Here is a 17836-nt window from a genome sequence, read left to right as displayed (position 1 = left end):
TTTATGCATTAACCACGCGCAACCACTGGACGCTCGGCAGCGCTGCCCTGGCCCCAGTAATCCAGCAGTTTTTTCTGTGCGCCGCTCGCCTGAATCACCTTCATCGCGTCCAGCACCGCCGCGCGCAGCGTGGCGTTGTCTTTGGCGATCGGGAAGCCCACCATGATCGGCAGATCCACGGTGAAGCCGCTTTGCAGCGATTTGTCCGCTTTGGCGATGGCAACGGCGGAACCGGCTTCGGTCAGATAGACGTCCGCGCGACCGCTTTTCACCGCCTGAATGCTGTTGTCGGTGTTTTGCACCATCAGCATGCTGACTTCGGGCTTACCGGCGGCGCTACATTTGGCGCTTTGCTCCGGCACCAGTTTGTTGGCTTCGTACGAACCCGCAGCGGCGGCGACGGTTTTGCCGCACAGATCATCGACGCTGTTAATTTTCTTCGGATTGCCCTGTGCCAGTACCGAACCGTCCTGCACCTGCATCGAGGCGACGAAGGCTATCTGCTTCATGCGTTCTTCGGTGACGTACAGCATCGGACCGATATCCGCGCGTCCGCTGGCGATCGAGGTGAGCAGCACGTTGAACGAGCCACTTTGGTAACTGTGTTTCGCGCCGAGGCAGCTGCTGATGCGCTCGAACAGGGAAGGATCGAGACCTTCAATGATGCTGGGATCTTTTTCCGATGGCGCTTCAAAGCCTTTGGTGTAGCCGCCGAGGCCGACGACCAGATCTTTGCCTTTCAGCGACGGATATTTGGTTTGCAGTGCTTTGCACTGCGCCATCGCCGCGAAGTCGCTGGCGGCAGGCGTGATGGGATCGGTGCTGGCTGCGTGGGCGCTGGAGATGCCCGCCAGTAAGCTGCCGCTAAGACCAGAGATTAACAAAGCAGTGCGTGCAAATTTCATAATAAGGTTCCCCTGATGCTGGTGAATGAGAAAGCGATGACCTTGTGATTTATGAACGTCTTTGGTGCTTTTTTAGGTGGTCGCCATGAATGGCGACCCTACGGAAATATCGGGGGTTAATAACCTCGTGCCGGATCAACCTGATTACGCAGCGGTTGTCCGTGGCGGAAGCGCGCCAGGTTATCGATAAACACGTCAAGGCAACCGGCGAGGTAGGCGCTGTGATCGTCGAGGCTGCAGTGCGGTGTCATCACCACGCCGGGTGTGTGCCACAGCGGGTCGTCGGCCGGTAGCGGCTCTTGCGGATAGACATCCAGCACCGCGCCGGCCAGTTCGCCTACGTTGAGTTTTTCGCGCATCGCGCTGTAATCAAATACATCAGCGCGGCCAACAATCACGATGCCAGCGCGTGCGGGCAGCAGATTGAGACGGCGGCGATCGAACAGATTGCGGGTTTGTGGCGTCAGCGGCAGCGTCGATACCACCACATCCACCTGCGGCAATACCTCGTCTAGCGCATCAATACGGATGCAGCGCGCCACGTTGGCATCGCACTGGCCGCTGCGCGTCACGCCAATCACGCGATAGCCTTGCGCCGTCAGCAGAGTTGCCGCCGCGGCGCCAATGCCGCCCACGCCCAGCAGCAGCACGATTTTGCCGCGTGCGCAGCCGCCAAAAGTCGGACGCCACACACGCTGCGCCTGATCCTGCAGAAAACCGGGAATGCCGAAGTTGAACATCAGCGCCGCCATCAAAATGAACTCGGCACCTTTATCGCCGTGTACGCCAGAAGCATTGGTGAGCGTCACGCCTTGCGGCCAGTGCGCCAGCCACTGCTCAACGCCAGCGGACATCACCTGCACCCAACCCAGACGCGGCGTGCTGAACTGATCGAGCGCCAGCTTACGTCCGCTCCACAGAATGTCGCAGCGGGCGAGAAAGTCGGCGGTCTGCGCCGGATCGCGGTTTTCGCTCAGCGTGAAGTGGCTGCGCAACGGCGGATGCGCGTCGAGTTGCAGTTGCAGCTGCTCGACAGAGAGATGGAGTGCGCGCGGTGCGCTGGCGTCGTTCTCGATGTGAATATGCATCAGCGCATCGCCGTCACTTCCATCTCGACCAGCAGGTCAGGATGGTTGAGTTGAATGCCCACGGTGGCGCGCGCCGGGAAGGGGAACCGGAAGAATTCACTGTAAGCGGCATTCATCGCGCTGAACGTGCTGAGATCGGTCAGGTAAACAGTGACGCGGACCACGTTGTCGAAGGTCATGTTCGCTTCGCTCAGCAGATCGCCGACATTTTTCAACACCTGACGCGTCTGGCTGGCGATGTCGTTGCCCATAATCTCGCCGCTGTAGGGATCAATCGCCACCTGGCCGGAAATGAACAACATCGGTTCATGCAGCACGGCGGCGGAGAGCGGCGCAGGCCCCATTGGGCGGTCGCTGGCGTTCATGCCGGGATAACTCAACGCAATCTTCATGGTGAAATCTCAAGCAAAACTGTTTCACCGCAATTTCGTATACGATTATACGAGTATCAACGCGCGATTTTTAACCATTGGGTCAAAAAGGTGATATTCATCACGTAATAGGATTTGCTGATATATCGATCAAGCTTATGATATGTAAGATTTTAATGAAAATTTTATGTTGAGTGCTCGCGATGAGTGTGAATCGTATACGATTTTCTTATTGTTCTGTTTTTGCCCGCTAAACCTTGCCGTAATCGCCTGCGCATTGGCCTGGATTTCCGGCTGCACAATCCGCGGTCAAAGGGTATACTGGCGCACTCTTTTTTTAACCGATCCGTATCGCGTGCGAATTCAACATGCAAAAGTTTGATACCAAGACCTTTCAGGGCCTGATCCTGACCTTGCAGGATTACTGGGCGCGTCAAGGCTGCACCATCGTCCAACCGTTGGACATGGAAGTGGGCGCCGGCACCTCACACCCGATGACCTGTCTGCGTGCCTTAGGCCCAGAGCCGATGGCGACCGCTTACGTGCAGCCATCTCGTCGTCCGACCGACGGACGTTACGGTGAAAACCCGAACCGTTTACAGCACTATTACCAGTTCCAGGTGGTGATTAAGCCCAACCCGGACAACCTTCAGGAGCTGTACCTTGGGTCGCTGAAAGAGCTGGGTATGGATCCCACCATCCACGACATTCGCTTTGTCGAAGACAACTGGGAAAACCCAACGCTGGGCGCGTGGGGACTCGGTTGGGAAGTGTGGCTGAACGGCATGGAAGTGACGCAGTTCACTTACTTCCAGCAGGTTGGCGGCCTCGAGTGTAAGCCAGTAACCGGCGAGATCACCTACGGCTTAGAGCGCCTGGCGATGTACATTCAGGGCGTAGACAGCGTTTACGATCTGGTGTGGAGCGACGGTCCGTTCGGTAAAACCACCTACGGCGAAGTGTTCCATCAGAACGAAGTGGAGCAGTCGACCTATAACTTTGAATACGCTGACGTTGACTTCCTTTTCACCTGCTTCGAGCAGTATGAGAAAGAAGCGCAGCAGCTGCTGGCGCTGGAAAAACCGCTGCCGCTGCCGGCTTACGAGCGCATTCTGAAAGCGGCGCACAGCTTTAACCTGCTGGATGCCCGCAAAGCGATTTCGGTTACCGAACGCCAGCGTTATATCCTGCGTATCCGCACCCTGACGAAAGCCGTGGCGGAAGCCTATTATGCGTCCCGTGAGGCGCTTGGCTTCCCGATGTGCAATAAAAACAAGTAAGAGGCAGCCATGACCGATAAAACTTTCCTGGTGGAAATTGGCACCGAAGAGTTGCCTCCGAAAGCGCTGCGCAGTCTGGCGGAAGCCTTTGCTGCGCATTTCACTGCTGAACTTGATAGCGCCGGTCTGGCGCACGGCGAAGTGAGCTGGTTTGCTGCTCCGCGCCGTCTGGCGCTGAAAGTGGCCCAGCTGGCTGCCGCGCAGCCGGATCGCGAAGTTGAAAAACGTGGCCCGGCTATCGCCGCCGCGTTTGATGCCGATGGCAACGCCACCAAAGCGGCCGAAGGTTGGGCGCGTGGTAACGGCATCACCGTGGCGCAGGCCGAACGTCTGAGCACGGATAAAGGTGAATGGCTGGTGCATCGCGCTGCCATCACCGGCGAAAGCGCGCAGGCGCTGCTGCCCGCTATGGTGGCTACCGCGCTGAGCAAGCTGCCAATTCCTAAGCTGATGCGCTGGGGCGCGAGCGACGTGCAGTTTGTGCGTCCGGTGCACACCGTTACGCTGCTGCTCGGCGATGAGCTGATTCCCGCGAAGATTCTCGGTATTGAGTCCGATCGCGTGATTCGCGGTCATCGCTTTATGGGCGAGCCAGAATTCACCATCGACCACGCCGATCAGTATCCGCAGCTGCTGCTGGAGCGCGGTAAAGTGGTGGCGGATTACGCGGCGCGTAAAGCCAAAATCAAAGCGGATGCGGAAGCGGCAGCGCAGAAAATTGGCGGCATCGCCGATCTGAGCGAAAGCCTGCTGGAAGAAGTGACCTCGCTGGTGGAGTGGCCGGTGGTGCTGACGGCGAAATTCGAAGAGAAGTTCCTCGCGGTGCCAGCTGAAGCGCTGGTTTACACCATGAAAGGTGACCAGAAGTACTTCCCGGTGTACGACGCGGCGGGCAAGCTGCTGCCGAATTTCATCTTCGTCACCAACATCGAATCCAAAGATCCACAGCAGATTATCGCCGGTAACGAGAAGGTGGTGCGCCCGCGTCTGGCGGATGCCGAGTTCTTCTTCAACACCGACCGCAAAAAGCGTCTGGAAGATAATCTGCCGCGTCTGGAAACCGTACTGTTCCAGAAAGAGCTGGGTACGCTGCGTGATAAAACCGATCGCATTCAGGCGCTGGCTGGCTGGATTGCCGCGCAGATTGGCGCTGATGTGAACCACGCTACCCGCGCGGGCTTGCTGTCGAAATGTGACCTGATGACCAACATGGTCTTCGAGTTCACCGACACCCAGGGCGTGATGGGCATGCACTACGCGCGCCACGATGGCGAAGCGGAAGATGTGGCGGTGGCGCTGAATGAGCAGTATCAGCCGCGCTTTGCCGGTGACGATCTGCCGTCAAATCCTGTGGCCTGCGCCGTGGCGATTGCCGACAAAATGGACACCCTCGCGGGTATCTTCGGTATCGGTCAGCATCCGAAAGGCGACAAAGATCCGTTCGCACTGCGCCGTGCTGCGCTGGGCGTGCTGCGTATCATCGTGGAGAAAAACCTGCCGCTCGATCTGCAAACGCTGACCGAAGAAGCGGTGCGTTTGTACGGCAGCAAGCTGAGCAACGCCAAAGTGGTCGATGAAGTGATCGACTTTATGCTGGGCCGTTTCCGTACCTGGTATCAGGAAGAGGGCCACAGCGTTGACACCATTCAGGCGGTGCTGGCGCGTCGTCCAACCCGTCCGGCTGATTTCGATGCGCGCATGAAGGCGGTTTCGCACTTCCGTACGCTGGAAGCGGCCGCCACGCTGGCTGCTGCCAACAAACGTGTGTCGAACATCCTGGCGAAATCGACCGAAACCCTGAACGACAGCGTGCAGGCTTCCCTGCTGAAAGAGAACGAAGAGATCCAACTGGCGACCTTCGTGACCGCGCTGGGCGACAAGCTGCAGCCGTACTTTGCAGAAGGTCGCTATCAGGATGCGCTGGTTGAACTGGCGCAGCTGCGTGAAGCGGTAGATAACTTCTTCGATAAAGTGATGGTGAACGCTGACGATCAGGCGGTGCGTATTAACCGTCTGACGCTGCTGGCACAGCTGCGCCAGCTGTTCCTGCAGGTGGCGGATATTTCACTGCTGCAGTAATTGGCGTGGTCGCCATGAATGGCGATGCTACAAAATAAAGGGGACGAGAGATCGTCCCTTTTTTGTTTTCAAAACTCGGCGCTAACGTCCTGCGAGTGGTGCAAGATACGCCCGATGAAAATTTCATCCACTTCAGCGCGGTAGATCACAATATGCTGTTCGAAAGGCAGCGAATAGATCTGCTGACCTAAATCCGGTCGTTTACGACCTAAATCAAACATGGCGAGTTTGTCGAAGAGCTGAGCGAATCTGGCGCTATAGTCATCAGCTAACTGCTCTCCATAATTCCAGTAGCCATAAATCCAGATCTTCATTAGATCTGCATCAGCTTCCGGTTTTATCGTGATGGTCCTTTTCATAAATGCCTACCCTGGCTTTTGCTCGTCTTAGAAAATCTTCATGATCCCACTCTTTTCCCGGGCCGCTTTCAAAGCCCTCTCTGACCAACTCTCTGAGCTTTTCCAGCTTTGATTCCGCCTGCTTCTCACGCAGCAAGCGTAGCGAGTCGCGCACCACTTCGCTTTGCGTACGGTAGTCGCCGGATTCAACCAGAGATTCAACAAACTCGCGCAGTTCATCGCCTAAATCGATCGTCATGGTACGTGCCATCATCGTTATCCAGTGTAAGAGTATTTCTTACATTCTGGCACTTTTTTGCGCAACAGGGAATGTACGTTGCAGCGCAGTTACAAGCTGAACTGCGAGGCAACGCGAGAGATTTTAGGCAGATGATACGGGAAACAGGCGGTCGTCGCGCAACAGATGATCGTTACCACGGCGGCGGGTGAAGCCGCTGCGGTCGAAGAATTCCAGAATCTGTATCGCCACTTTGCGCCCGGTGCCAAGCTGGTTGCGGAAGTCGGCGGCGCTGGTGCTGCCCTCTTGCGCGGCACGGCTCCGAATCAGATCGGCGAAGATCTGGATCTGGTCGCTGCGATAGTAGCGATCGCGAACGATCGCGGTGATATGTCCGAGCCGCGCAGCAGTGAGCAGCAGCGAGCGAATCGCCTGTTCATCCTGCTGCAGCGCCAGCGCGATATCGCGCACCCACAGCGGCTGATCGCCAAACAGCGGGCCGACCTGCTGCCAAAGAGCTTCTTCATGCGGATTAAAGCGCGGTTCGAAGTCGGGCAGATGCAGCCAGCCTTGTCGCTGTTGTAGCTGACCTTGCGCCAGCAGTTGATCAATCAGCGCTAACACCCATTCCGCAGGCTGATGCGGCATTGCCACACGACGCAAACGATCGTGGCCGATGCCCGGCACCTCGGGATGCTGCTGATGAAAATGCGCCAGCGATTCCAGCAGCTTTTGCCGCCATTGTGCTGCCTGCGCGGCACTCATCAGCGCGCTATCAAGCTGCACCGGCGCTGCATGCTTGATCAGTGCATCCAGCGCGGGCTCGGTAAGCTGGCGCGCCCACGCCAGGTCACGCCGTTCTGTCGGTTGATAGGCCAGATGCGCCTGCAGGCTGGCGTCATCATCTTGTGCGGCGGCCAGCTGCTGCAGCCAGGCAAGATACTCCGCCTGACGTTTGCCGCGCTTTTTACTGTTGAGCAGCAGCACGCGCGCGCCGCCCAGCGTGTGCTGTGCGTTGTTGTCGCGGATAATCAGCCGATCGTTCTCGGCCAGCCACAGCGGTTGGTTCAGCACCAGTTCCGCGACATCATCCGCCAGCAGCGTAATGCGTCCAGTGACGTGGCTGGCGGCGTGGTGGAGATGAATCGGCTGCGACGCGCTCTTCAGCGGCTGCAGCAAGCGCAGCGCCACGGTTAAGCGCGTGGTGCCTTCCGCTCTGGCCTGTGACAGCAGCCAGTCGCCGCGCGCGATCTGCGCTTTTTCCACATCGCCGACGATATTCAATGCGATACGTTCACCGGCTTGCGCGCGCGTCACCGATTGGTTCTGCGCATGCAGCGCGCGCACGCGCAGCGGCAGATTCAGGCTGCTAAGCCAAAGAGTATCGCCGACGTTCACTTCGCCCGACAGCGCGGTGCCGGTGACCACCAATCCGCTGCCTTTCAGCGTGAAGGCGCGATCGATAGCGAGACGGAAACGGTAACGAGAGTCGAAGGCCGGTTCCGCCAGCGTGCTGAGATGCTGGCGCAGCGCGTCGATGCCTTGCTGGGTGTGGCTGCTGGTGACAAATTGCGGCACCGCCAGCCAGCCGAGTTGCTGCGTGAGCTGCGCCACCTGCTGCTGGACTTCCGCGATGCGCGCTTCGTCCACGCGATCGGCTTTGGTCAGCGCCACGCTGAGCGGCGGCTGTCCGGCCAGGCTCAGCAATTGCAAATGTTCGCGGGTTTGCGGCATCACGCCATCGTCGCAGGCCACCACCAGCAGCGCATGATGAATGCCGCCAATGCCCGCCAGCATATTGGCGAGAAATTTCTCGTGGCCTGGCACATCAATAAAGCCGAGCACGCGACCATCCGGCTGCGGCCAGTACGCGTAGCCGAGATCGATGGTCATGCCGCGCCGTTTCTCTTCCGGCAGGCGATCGGCATCCACGCCGGTCAATGCCTGTAGCAGCGCGGTTTTGCCGTGATCGACGTGTCCAGCGGTGGCAATAATCATGACGCTAAGGCCTGAATCAGCGCGCTTTCATCATCAAGGCAGCGCAGATCCAGCCACAGTTTGCCTTCCTGGATGCGGCCAATCACCGGGCGCGCTAAGCTGCGCCAACGCTGTGACAAATTGACGAGCTGGCTACCGCGCCCATCGCGTGGCGTGAAGGTGAGGGCGAAACTGGGAAGGCGTTCAACCGGTAGCGATCCGCTGCCGATTTGGGATGAACAGGGCGCAATCGCCAGCGAAAAGTCATCTCGATAAATCTGTTGTAACGCGGGCAGCAATCGTTCAGCTTGTTGCTGAATATCCTGCGCTGGACGGGTGAGCAGCCGCAGCGTCGGCAGGGCTTCACGCAGCGTTTCCGGCTGACGATAGAGCTGTAGCGTGGCTTCCAGCGCCGCGAGCGTCATTTTGTCGACGCGCAGCGCGCGTTTCAGCGGATGCGACTGGAGCTGATCAATCAGCGTCTGCTTGCCGACGATAATCCCCGCCTGCGGACCGCCGAGCAGTTTGTCGCCGGAGAAACTTACCAGACTGACGCCTGCGGCGATCAGCTGCTGCGGCATCGGTTCAGCCGGCAGACCAAATTCGGTCATATCGATCAGCGATCCGCTGCCAAGGTCGGTGATCACCGGCAATTGATAAGCGTCACCCAGCGCAACCAGCTCTGCTTCCGTTACCGCATGGGTAAAGCCCTGAATCTGATAATTGCTGGTGTGCACCTTCATCAGCAGGCCGCTGTTTTCCGCGATGGCGGCGCGATAATCTTTCAGGTGCGTGCGGTTGGTGGTGCCTACTTCCACCAGTTTGCAGCCCGCCTGGCGCATCACGTCAGGAATGCGGAAGGCGCCGCCAATTTCCACCAGCTCGCCGCGCGAGACAATCACTTCGCGCCCCGGCGCTAACGCGGCCAGCATCAATAACACGGCGGCGGCATTGTTGTTAACGATACAGGCCGCTTCCGCGCCGGTTAACTCGCTCAGCAGCGCGCTAACCGCACGATCGCGGTGGCCACGCGCCGCTTCATCCAGCGCGTATTCCAGCGTGACCGGCTGACGCAGGCAATTCACCACCGCGTCGATAGCGCGATCGCTCAGCTGTGCGCGGCCAAGATTGGTGTGCAGTAGGGTGCCGGTGAGATTGAACACCGGACGCAGCGCACTTTGCTGCTGTTGCTGGATACGGCGCAGCGCTTCATCCGGCCAGTTCAGGTGCCACTCTGGCAAGGTTTGGTGCTGCTGAATGTGGTCGCGCGCTTCCTGCTGCATGCTGCGCAGCTGGCGCGTAGCGAAGGCGGTTCCGTGATCGGCAAGCAGCGGCTGCAGCGCGGGATCGCGCAGCAGGCTGTCGATAGCAGGTAATTGGCTGTACAGGGTTTTCATCGGGTGACTTACAGAGAGGGCGGAACGGTGCGGGCAAAGCTTTCGCGCGCAAACAGGTTTTCGGCCAGCTTCACCAGCGCCGGGCGATTTACGCACCAGTTTGGCAGCACGCGGCGGAAGTTGAGGTATCCAATCATGCAGCCGGTGGCGATATCGGCCAGATTGAGCGTGCCGCTATTGAGCCATTCGCCTTGGGCGGCGGCGGTTTCTAGCGCATCGAGGCCGCGTTGGATTTTGTCACGGTTGCGCAGCAGCACCTCTTCAGATTGCTGATCGCCGGGACGCATCTGCTCGCGCACGATCATCACCGCCGCATCGTTGATGCCGTCGGCCAGTTTTTCCAGCTGGCGGATGTGCAACGCATGCAGCGCATCATCGGGCAGCAGCGCAGGCGCATCGCCGCGCAGCTCAATGACTTGCGCGATGATCGAAGAGTCGAACCAGGTGAGCTGGTTGTCGTCAATCAGCGCCGGTACTTTGCCCAGCGGATTGTACTGCGGTACATCGCTGTCATCGATCCACGGAGAGTGATTAACGAATTCGAAAACCAGGCCTTTTTCCAGCAATATCACTGATATTTTGCGGACAAAAGGGCTGGTGTAGCTGCCAATCAGTTTCATCGTGCGCCTCCGTGTTGAATGAAAATACGCGATAACAAACCGCACATATCCCTGGCGGCGCGCTGGCACAATGCGCGATAAATCGCGCCGCTACGGACCGTAGAAACATGGAAAAAGCTAATCGCCGGGGAACATAAACGGATTCAGACTGCTGCGGGCGAATCCTTCCTGCTCCATGCGGGCATCCAGCACCAGCGAGGCCAAATCATCGGCCACCGGCTCTACGGCGGGATCCTTCTCCTGATACAACATCTTCAGGTAGGTACCGCAATCGCCGCAACTCTCTGCTTTCACCGCCGCTTTTTCGCTGTCCAGCGACCAGTAATGCAGATCGCCGGTTTGTTCACAGTTGGAGCACTTGCTGCGCACCACATACCATTCGCTTTCACACAGATTGCAGTGCAGATAGCGCAGCCCTTGCTGACCCACGCTCATGTGCACCACGCTGGTGACCGGCACGCTGGCGCATACCGGACAGAACTGGCGATGCTCACCGTATTCCGCACGCGCTTTGCCGGGAATTAATGCTGCCATCTGCGCCCAGTAAATCGACAACGCCGCCCAGATGAACGGCGATTTGTCGCTGCTCACCTGTGCGAAATCGCCTTCCAGCAGCGCATGTGCCAGATTTTCCAGTTCGGTAGTGGAGGATTTTTCCAGATTCTCCAGCACTGCCAGCGCCTGGCCGCTCATCTCTGGCTTCAGCTCGGCGATCAGCGAATGCAGCAAACGCTGCCAGTGCGCATCGCGCGGATAGGTGTGGATATCGAGCGGCGGTTTGCCCTGCTCGGCGCTCTGCGTCAGCCGCTGCTGCAGATCAAGCTGTAGCGGATGGTCATACAGCACGATCTCCTGCGCCTCGGCGATCACCGCGGCAAAGCGCAGGTAATCACCCAGCGGATTCTTCGCGGCCAGGTCGCGCAAACGTGCCGCACGGCGGCTATACAGATTTTTCAGCCGGGGGAAAAGTAACGGCGGAACTTGCTCCGCCGTGTGCTTTTCGCTTTTCTCCAGCTGGTCCTGCGGGATGATGCGAATACTCATCAGGGACGTTTTTCCTGTTGTGTTTGGCGTTGGCGCTGCTCGCGATACCAGCGTGGGTGATGTTTCTTCGCCCACGCGGCCGGAACCCAGCCCTCAACCATGGCGGTAATGGTGCCTTTTACCCACAAGGCGGCGTAAATGTGCACCATAATCACCACGATCAGCGCCACAGCTGAGACCGAATGCACCACTAGCGCGATGCGAATCAGCGGAATAGTGAAGGCACCGGCAAAGTACGGGCGCCAGATAACAATTCCGCTCACCAGCAGCAAGACTAAGCTGATGATAGCAGCCCAGAACACACACTTCTGCCCGAAGTTGTATTTGCCGGTATCGCCGACCTCTTCGTTTTGCACGATTTTGTGGATGTTTTTCGCCCAAACCAGGTCTTCGCGATTGATCAGATTATGTTTCCAATAGCGTAAGAACATGATGATAAAGGCGGCAAACATCACCGTGCCAACAAACGGATGCAGGATACGCGCCAACTGCGGCGTGCCGAGCACGTGCATCAGCCAGTTAAATGACGGGAAAAAGAAACCCAGTCCGCTCAGCGCGGCGAGCACAAAACAGAACGCCACAATCCAGTGATTGATGCGTTCCGGTGCGCTGTAGCGCACCAGACGATCGCGTTTTTTCATTATTCGCGCTCCTCTTTTTCGTGCAGGTTCTCGTCCTCATCCTCTTCCACGCGGTTTGGCCCTACGCCAACGTAGTGGAACACGGATGCAGCAAAGGTAGCGGCAAAACCGATCGCCGCCAGCGGTTTCCAGATCCCTTTCCAGAACGTTACCGCCGGGCTGATGCTCGGATTATCCGGCAAACCGTGATAGAGCTGCGGTTTGTTGGCGTGGTGCAGCACGTACATCACGTGCGTACCGCCGACGCCTTCCGGATCGTACAAGCCGGCGTTGGCATAGCCGCGCGTGTTGAGCTCGGCCACGCGTTCACCGGCCAGCGCCTGCATATCGCTTTTGCTGCCGAAGTGAATCGCGCCGGTCGGGCAGGTTTTCACGCACGCCGGTTCCTGACCGACATTGACACGATCGACGCACAGCGTGCATTTATACACGCGGTTGTCCTCTTTATTCAGACGCGGCACATCGAACGGACAGCCCGCAATGCAGTAGCCGCAGCCAATGCACTGTTCTGACTGAAAATCGACGATGCCGTTGGCGTACTGAATAATCGCGCCTTCAGATGGGCAGGCTTTCAGGCAGCCGGGATCGGCGCAGTGCATGCAGCCATCCTTGCGGATCAGCCACTCTAACTTGCCGTTCTCCTCCACTTCTGAGAAGCGCATCACCGTCCAGGATTTGGCGGTCAAATCGGCAGGATTGTCGTACACCCCAACGTTATGTCCCACTTCATCGCGGATATCGTTCCACTCCGAGCACGCCACCTGACACGCTTTGCAGCCGATGCAGGTGGTCACGTCGATCAGTTTCGCCACTTCCTGCTGATGGTTACGTGCCTGCGGGGCAGGCGTGAGTCCATTGGTGGCGGAGCGGCGGATAATGTCTTGAGATTGATAAGCCATATTCGTTCTCCTTACACCTTCTCGACGTTGACCAGGAACGCCTTAAATTCTGGCGTCTGCGTGTTGGCATCACCGACAAACGGCGTCAGGGTATTAGCGATAAAGCCTTTTTTCGCCACGCCCTGATAACCCCAGTGAATCGGAATGCCGATGGTATCGACGATTTTGCCGTCGACGTTGAGTGGACGGATGCGCTTAGTGACCACCGCTTTGGCTTTGATGTAGCCGCGATTGGAGCTCACTTTCACCGTGTCGCCCTGCGCGATGCCCAGCTTGTTGGCCAGCTTCTCGCCGATTTCAATAAACTGTTCCGGCTGCGCGATGGCATTGAGCCGCGCGTGTTTGGTCCAGTAATGGAAATGCTCGGTGAGACGATAAGTGGTGCCGACATACGGGAACTGCTCCGCCTGGCCCATCGATGCCAAATCGTCCTTGAACACGCGCGCCGCCGGGTTGGATACCACGTTCGGATGCAGCGGGTTGGTGCCGATTGGCGTTTCAAACGGCTCGTAGTGTTCCGGGAACGGACCTTCGGCCATTTTATCGAGCGCAAACAGGCGGCCCATGCCTTCCGGCTGCATAATGAACGGCCCGACATCGCTGCCGGGTGCGGCGGCGCTGTAGTCCGGCACATCCATGCCGCCCCATTTGCTGCCATCCCACTTCAGGATCTGACGTTTCGGATCCCACGGATTGCCTTGCGGATCAGCCGAGGCGCGGTTGTAGAGAATGCGGCGGTTGAGCGGCCACGCCCAGCTCCAGTTCAGCGTATTGCCCAAACCGGTGGGATCGGTGTTGTCGCGGCGCGCCATCTGGTTGCCGTCCGGCGTCCAGCTGCCGGCGAAAATCCAGCAACCGCTGCTGGTGCTGCCGTCATCTTTCAGATGGGCAAAGGTGCTGAGCTGTTGGCCTTTTTTCACCAGCAGCGTGCCTTTGTCATCGTATACATCCGCCAGCGCTTTGCCGTTGTTCTCCATAGCCACTTCTTCCGGCGCCGGATTTTCTGGCGTCAGGTAGTTCCAGCTCATGTTCAGCACTTGCTCAGGCAATGCGCCGCCCTCACTGGCGTACATTTTGCGTAGGCGTGAATAGATGCCGGAAAGAATCTCGCCGTCATTGAGCGCTTCGCCCGGTGCATCCTGACCTTTCCAGTGCCACTGCAGCCAGCGGCCGGAGTTAACGATTGAACCGTTCTCTTCGGCGAAGCAGGTGGAAGGCAAACGGAACACTTCGGTCTGAATTTTTGACGGATCAACATCGTTAAACTCGTCGTGATTCTCCCAGAAGGTGGCAGTTTCGGTGTTGAGCGGGTCGATGGTGACGAGGAACTTCAGCTTCGACAGTGAATCAATCACTTTGCGCTTGTTCGGGAACGACGCCACCGGGTTGAAGCCCTGGCACAGATAGCCGTTGACCTTGCCTTGCGACATCATCTCGAAGTACTGCAGCACGTCGTAACCTTTATCCCACTTCGGCAACCAGTCGAAGCCCCAGCTGTTTTCCGCCTGGGCTTTGTCGCCGAAGAAGGCTTTCATCTGGCTGACAAAGAATTTCGGGTAGTTGCTCCAGTAGTTTACCTGGCCCGGCAGCAGCGCTTTCGGCGTGTTGGCAGCAAGATAACTCTGCAGATCGGTGTGTTTTTCCGACGGCAAAGTCATGTAACCCGGCAAACTTTGCGACAGCAAACCGAGATCGGTCAGACCCTGAATATTCGAGTGACCGCGCAGCGCATTGATGCCGCCGCCAATCATGCCCATGTTGCCGAGCAGCAGCTGAATCATCGCCATGGTGCGGATGTTCTGCGCACCGACCGAGTGCTGCGTCCAGCCGAGCGCATACAGGAACGAGGTGGTGCGATCGCGCGCGCTGGTTTCGCCAATCAGTTCACACACGTGCAGGAAGTCCGCTTTTGGCGTGCCGCAGATGCGTTCAACAATTTCTGGCGTGTAACGGCTAACGTGCTGCTTCAGCAGGTTCCATACGCAGCGCGGATGCGTGAGCGTGGTGTCGCGTTTGGCGAAGCCGTCGGCGTCCAGCTCGTAGTTCCAGCTGGTTTTGTCGTATTTGCGATTCTCTTCGTCGTAGCCGCTGAACAGGCCATCTTCAAAATGATAATCCTCGCGCACGATCAGGCTGGCATTGGTGTACGCCTGCACATATTCATGCTGGATTTTGTCGTTTTGTATCAGCCACAGCAGTACGCCCGACAGGAAAGTGATGTCGGTGCCCGAACGAATCGGCGTATAGAAATCGGCTACCGATGCCGTACGCGTGAAGCGCGGATCGATAACAATCAGTTTGGCTTTGTTGTGAATCTTGGCTTCCATCGCCCAGCGGAATCCCACAGGATGCGCTTCAGCGGCGTTCCCGCCCATCACAACGATCAGATTGGCATTACGGATGTCGACCCAGTGATTGGTCATCGCACCGCGACCAAATGTTGGAGCAAGACTTGCTACCGTTGGTCCGTGTCAAACGCGTGCCTGGTTGTCGACCGCTAACATGCCGAGCGATCGGGTAAATTTCTGGGTTAAGTAGCCGGTTTCGTTGCTGGATGCGGAAGCACACAGCATGCCGGTGGAGAGCCAACGGTTTACCGTCACGCCCGCAGCGTTTTGCGCCACGAAGTTAGCGTCGCGGTCCGCTTTCATCAGCCTGGCGATGCGATCAAAGGCATCGTCCCAGCTAATGCGCTGCCATTTATCGGAGCCTGGCGCGCGGTATTCCGGGTATTGCAGGCGACTTTCACTGTGGATGAAGTCGAGCAGGCCTGCGCCTTTCGGGCACAATGCGCCGCGGCTCACCGGATGATCCGGATCCCCTTCAATGTGGAAAATGGTCTCTTTGGCGTTTTTCGCGCCGTCACCGAGGCTGTACATTAACAAGCCACAGCCAACTGAGCAGTAAGTGCAGGTGTTACGGGTTTCGCGTGCGCGCAGCAGTTTATACTGTCGCGTTTCCGCCAGCGCTACCTCTGGCGCAAAGCCAAGCAGCGCTGCCGTTGTTCCTGCCATACCGCCAGCACAGACCTTGAAGAATTTTCTTCGGCTGACGTTCATGGATTATCCTTTCAACATGAATGATTTTTACTTTTGCAGAGCAGTGAATCGGGCGTCACAATAACCCGACGAATATTGCGGCAATAGCGACCTAATATTACCACTACTTTAGTAAGGTTGTTATGTGAGGCGAAAAAAGTGACAGAGAATGAGCAGGAAAGTCACATTAATGTGAATAAGATCTCAGGAGCGGTGCAGGCGCAGGTGCATCAGCGGCGTGATATCAGCCTTGCGGAAACAGACTGGCTGGCGCAGGAAGTGCCGGTGGCGCTGGTCTATAACGGCATTTCGCACGTTGTGATGATGGCGACACCCAATGATTTGGAAGCTTTTGCGATAGGTTTCTCGCTCTCGGAAGGCATTATTGCGCGCCCGGATGAAATCTACGGTATCGATGTGGTTCCGGGCTGTAATGGCATTGAAGTACAGATTGAACTCTCCAGCCGCCGCTTTATGGCGCTGAAAGAGCAGCGCCGCGCCATGGCTGGCCGTACCGGCTGCGGCGTGTGTGGCGTGGAGCAACTTGATCAAATCGGTAAGCCATTACAGCCGCTGCCGTTCAGCCAAACCTTTGATTTAGCCAATCTGGATAAAGGCCTGGCGCAGCTGCGCGACTACCAGCCGATCGGCAACCTCACCGGCTGCACGCACGCGGCGGCGTGGATGTCACCGCAAGGCGAATTGCAGGGCGGGTATGAAGATGTCGGTCGCCATGTGGCGCTGGATAAACTGCTGGGGAATCGCAGCCAGCAGCCGTGGCAGCAGGGCGCGGTGCTGGTTTCCAGCCGCGCCAGCTATGAGATGGTGCAGAAATCCGCCATGTGCGGCGTGGAGATTCTGTTCGCGGTATCGGCTGCGACACAGCTCGCCGTTGAGGTGGCCGAACGCTGCAATCTCACGCTAGTCGGCTTTAGTAAACCGGGCCGCGCCACGGTTTACAGCCATCCGCAGCGGCTGCGTTAAACCACCTGCACCTGCGGCAGCGCTTGTTGCAGTGCCGTCAGCGCGCCGGGTTTTACCGCGCCGCTGTCGCAGATCAGCAGATCGATTTCCGCAATCGCTGCATAAACGGTGCGGCTCATCACGCCGAGTTTGCTGTGATCCGCCAGTAAAATGGTGCGGTTTGCCTGCTGTACCATGGCGCGGGCAATCGCCGCTTCGTGGGGATGAAAACTGCTGGCACCGTTTTTCGCATCGATGCCGACCGGCGAAAGCAACGCGACATCGGCGCGATAACGATAAATTTCCCCAATCGTCATCTCCCCGCGCGTTTGCTGCGCGCCTGCCATCATCATGCCGCCAATTAAAATCACCTGATTATTCAGCGTCTCATGCTCTTCCGCTGCGCTCAGCGCCAGCGCGGCCTGCAGGCTGTTAGTGATGATGGTTAAACCCGACATGGTGCGCAGTTGTTCGGCCAGCATGGTGGTGGTGGTGCCGGCATCAAGGAACAGCGTTTGGCCGGGCTGGAGATGTTGCGCGGCAGCAACCGCAATTGCGCGTTTCTCTTTCGCCTGCGCGTTACGGCGCACCTGCAGCGGCGGCTCTGGCTGGCTATCGACGGCGACCAAACCGCCATGCACCCGCCGCGCCAATCCCTGCGCTTCCAGCTCAATAATGTCGCGCCGCGCGGTTTCGCGCGAGATGCCAAGCTCATTGATGATGCGTTCGGTGCTGAGCTGATGTTGCGTGGTCAGCAGCGCGCGAATGCGGTGTAAGCGGGTTTCCTGCAGCATGACTTTTCCCTGTGGCGTGTTCAACCTGGGCCTAAGCTTACCTGAGTGTCATTGCGCCGTCATGTGTATTTGGTTGTATTTGTGTATTTGGTTGCATTTGTCGCCAAAGCAGGCATGATATTGGCAAACGGCGATTTCGCATGCACCCCTTTCACCTTCGCAAC

16 protein-coding genes are annotated in these 17836 nt (G+C 57.9%); 3 read left to right on the top strand and 13 right to left on the bottom strand.

The window, feature by feature from the left end; genetic code table 11:
- Positions 1-8: 8 nt before the first annotated feature.
- The 3 genes from PZBJ_RS19430 to PZBJ_RS19420 all read right to left on the bottom strand — a co-directional run bounded on the left by PZBJ_RS19430 (position 9) and on the right by PZBJ_RS19420 (position 2385).
- Positions 9-905, bottom strand: a complete 897-nt coding sequence (locus PZBJ_RS19430; protein WP_101763846.1) for a transporter substrate-binding domain-containing protein — start codon at positions 903-905, stop codon at positions 9-11.
- 116 nt (positions 906-1021) lie between these two features.
- Complete coding sequence (locus PZBJ_RS19425; RefSeq protein ID WP_101763845.1) at positions 1022-1993, bottom strand: D-2-hydroxyacid dehydrogenase; 972 nt, start codon at positions 1991-1993, stop codon at positions 1022-1024.
- Positions 1993-2385, bottom strand: a complete 393-nt coding sequence (locus tag PZBJ_RS19420; RefSeq protein ID WP_101763844.1) for a RidA family protein — start codon at positions 2383-2385, stop codon at positions 1993-1995. The genes PZBJ_RS19425 and PZBJ_RS19420 overlap by 1 nt, the downstream gene beginning before the upstream one ends.
- A 347-nt stretch (positions 2386-2732) precedes the next feature.
- Between PZBJ_RS19420 and glyQ the strand changes: the two genes are divergently transcribed.
- Both glyQ and glyS read left to right on the top strand, forming a co-directional pair.
- Entirely contained in the window at positions 2733-3644 is a 912-nt protein-coding gene (gene glyQ, locus PZBJ_RS19415) for a glycine--tRNA ligase subunit alpha (RefSeq protein ID WP_008105242.1), read from the top strand.
- Between the two features lie 9 nt (positions 3645-3653).
- Positions 3654-5723 (top strand): glycine--tRNA ligase subunit beta, encoded by a 2070-nt coding sequence (gene glyS, locus PZBJ_RS19410; protein WP_101763843.1) that lies wholly within the window; start codon positions 3654-3656, stop codon positions 5721-5723.
- Between the two features lie 68 nt (positions 5724-5791).
- Here the strand turns inward: glyS and PZBJ_RS19405 are convergent, their stop codons facing one another.
- The 9 genes from PZBJ_RS19405 to fdnG form a co-directional block, all read right to left on the bottom strand.
- Complete coding sequence (locus PZBJ_RS19405) at positions 5792-6037, bottom strand: type II toxin-antitoxin system RelE/ParE family toxin (protein WP_233501802.1); 246 nt, start codon at positions 6035-6037, stop codon at positions 5792-5794.
- Between the two features lie 10 nt (positions 6038-6047).
- Entirely contained in the window at positions 6048-6332 is a 285-nt protein-coding gene (locus PZBJ_RS19400) for a type II toxin-antitoxin system ParD family antitoxin (RefSeq protein WP_061719305.1), read from the bottom strand.
- A 111-nt stretch (positions 6333-6443) separates the two neighbouring features.
- Complete coding sequence (gene selB, locus PZBJ_RS19395) at positions 6444-8297, bottom strand: selenocysteine-specific translation elongation factor (protein ID WP_101763841.1); 1854 nt, start codon at positions 8295-8297, stop codon at positions 6444-6446.
- Positions 8294-9673 carry an L-seryl-tRNA(Sec) selenium transferase gene (selA, locus tag PZBJ_RS19390; RefSeq protein ID WP_101763840.1) on the bottom strand — a complete coding sequence of 460 codons (1380 nt, stop codon included), beginning with the start codon at positions 9671-9673 and terminating at the stop codon, positions 8294-8296. Before selA ends, selB begins: the two co-directional genes overlap by 4 nt.
- An 8-nt stretch (positions 9674-9681) precedes the next feature.
- Complete coding sequence (locus PZBJ_RS19385) at positions 9682-10293, bottom strand: glutathione S-transferase (RefSeq protein WP_101763839.1); 612 nt, start codon at positions 10291-10293, stop codon at positions 9682-9684.
- Positions 10294-10410: 117 nt separating this feature from the next.
- Positions 10411-11337 carry a formate dehydrogenase accessory protein FdhE gene (gene fdhE / locus PZBJ_RS19380; RefSeq protein ID WP_101763838.1) on the bottom strand — a complete coding sequence of 309 codons (927 nt, stop codon included), beginning with the start codon at positions 11335-11337 and terminating at the stop codon, positions 10411-10413.
- Complete coding sequence (gene fdoI / locus PZBJ_RS19375; RefSeq protein WP_101763837.1) at positions 11337-11978, bottom strand: formate dehydrogenase cytochrome b556 subunit; 642 nt, start codon at positions 11976-11978, stop codon at positions 11337-11339. The genes fdhE and fdoI overlap by 1 nt, the downstream gene beginning before the upstream one ends.
- Positions 11978-12877 (bottom strand): formate dehydrogenase subunit beta, encoded by a 900-nt coding sequence (fdxH, locus tag PZBJ_RS19370; RefSeq protein ID WP_101763836.1) that lies wholly within the window; start codon positions 12875-12877, stop codon positions 11978-11980. The genes fdoI and fdxH overlap by 1 nt, the downstream gene beginning before the upstream one ends.
- An 11-nt stretch (positions 12878-12888) precedes the next feature.
- On the bottom strand, positions 12889-15936 hold the full coding sequence (fdnG, locus tag PZBJ_RS19365; protein ID WP_146001307.1) for a formate dehydrogenase-N subunit alpha: 3048 nt from the start codon (positions 15934-15936) through the stop codon (positions 12889-12891).
- Positions 15937-16107: 171 nt separating this feature from the next.
- Between fdnG and fdhD the strand changes: the two genes are divergently transcribed.
- Positions 16108-16899 carry a formate dehydrogenase accessory sulfurtransferase FdhD gene (gene fdhD, locus PZBJ_RS19355; protein ID WP_233501805.1) on the top strand — a complete coding sequence of 264 codons (792 nt, stop codon included), beginning with the start codon at positions 16108-16110 and terminating at the stop codon, positions 16897-16899.
- Here the strand turns inward: fdhD and PZBJ_RS19350 are convergent.
- Entirely contained in the window at positions 16896-17672 is a 777-nt protein-coding gene (locus PZBJ_RS19350) for a DeoR/GlpR family DNA-binding transcription regulator (protein WP_101763832.1), read from the bottom strand. The two genes, fdhD and PZBJ_RS19350, sit on opposite strands and share 4 nt — an antisense overlap.
- Between the last annotated feature and the right edge of the window lie 164 nt (positions 17673-17836).

This window comes from Pantoea endophytica, from assembly GCF_002858935.1.
Classification (GTDB): Bacteria; Pseudomonadota; Gammaproteobacteria; order Enterobacterales; family Enterobacteriaceae; genus Pantoea; species Pantoea leporis.
The sequence above is the reverse complement of the archived record's forward strand: the minus strand, read 5'-3'. Positions and strand labels throughout refer to the sequence as shown.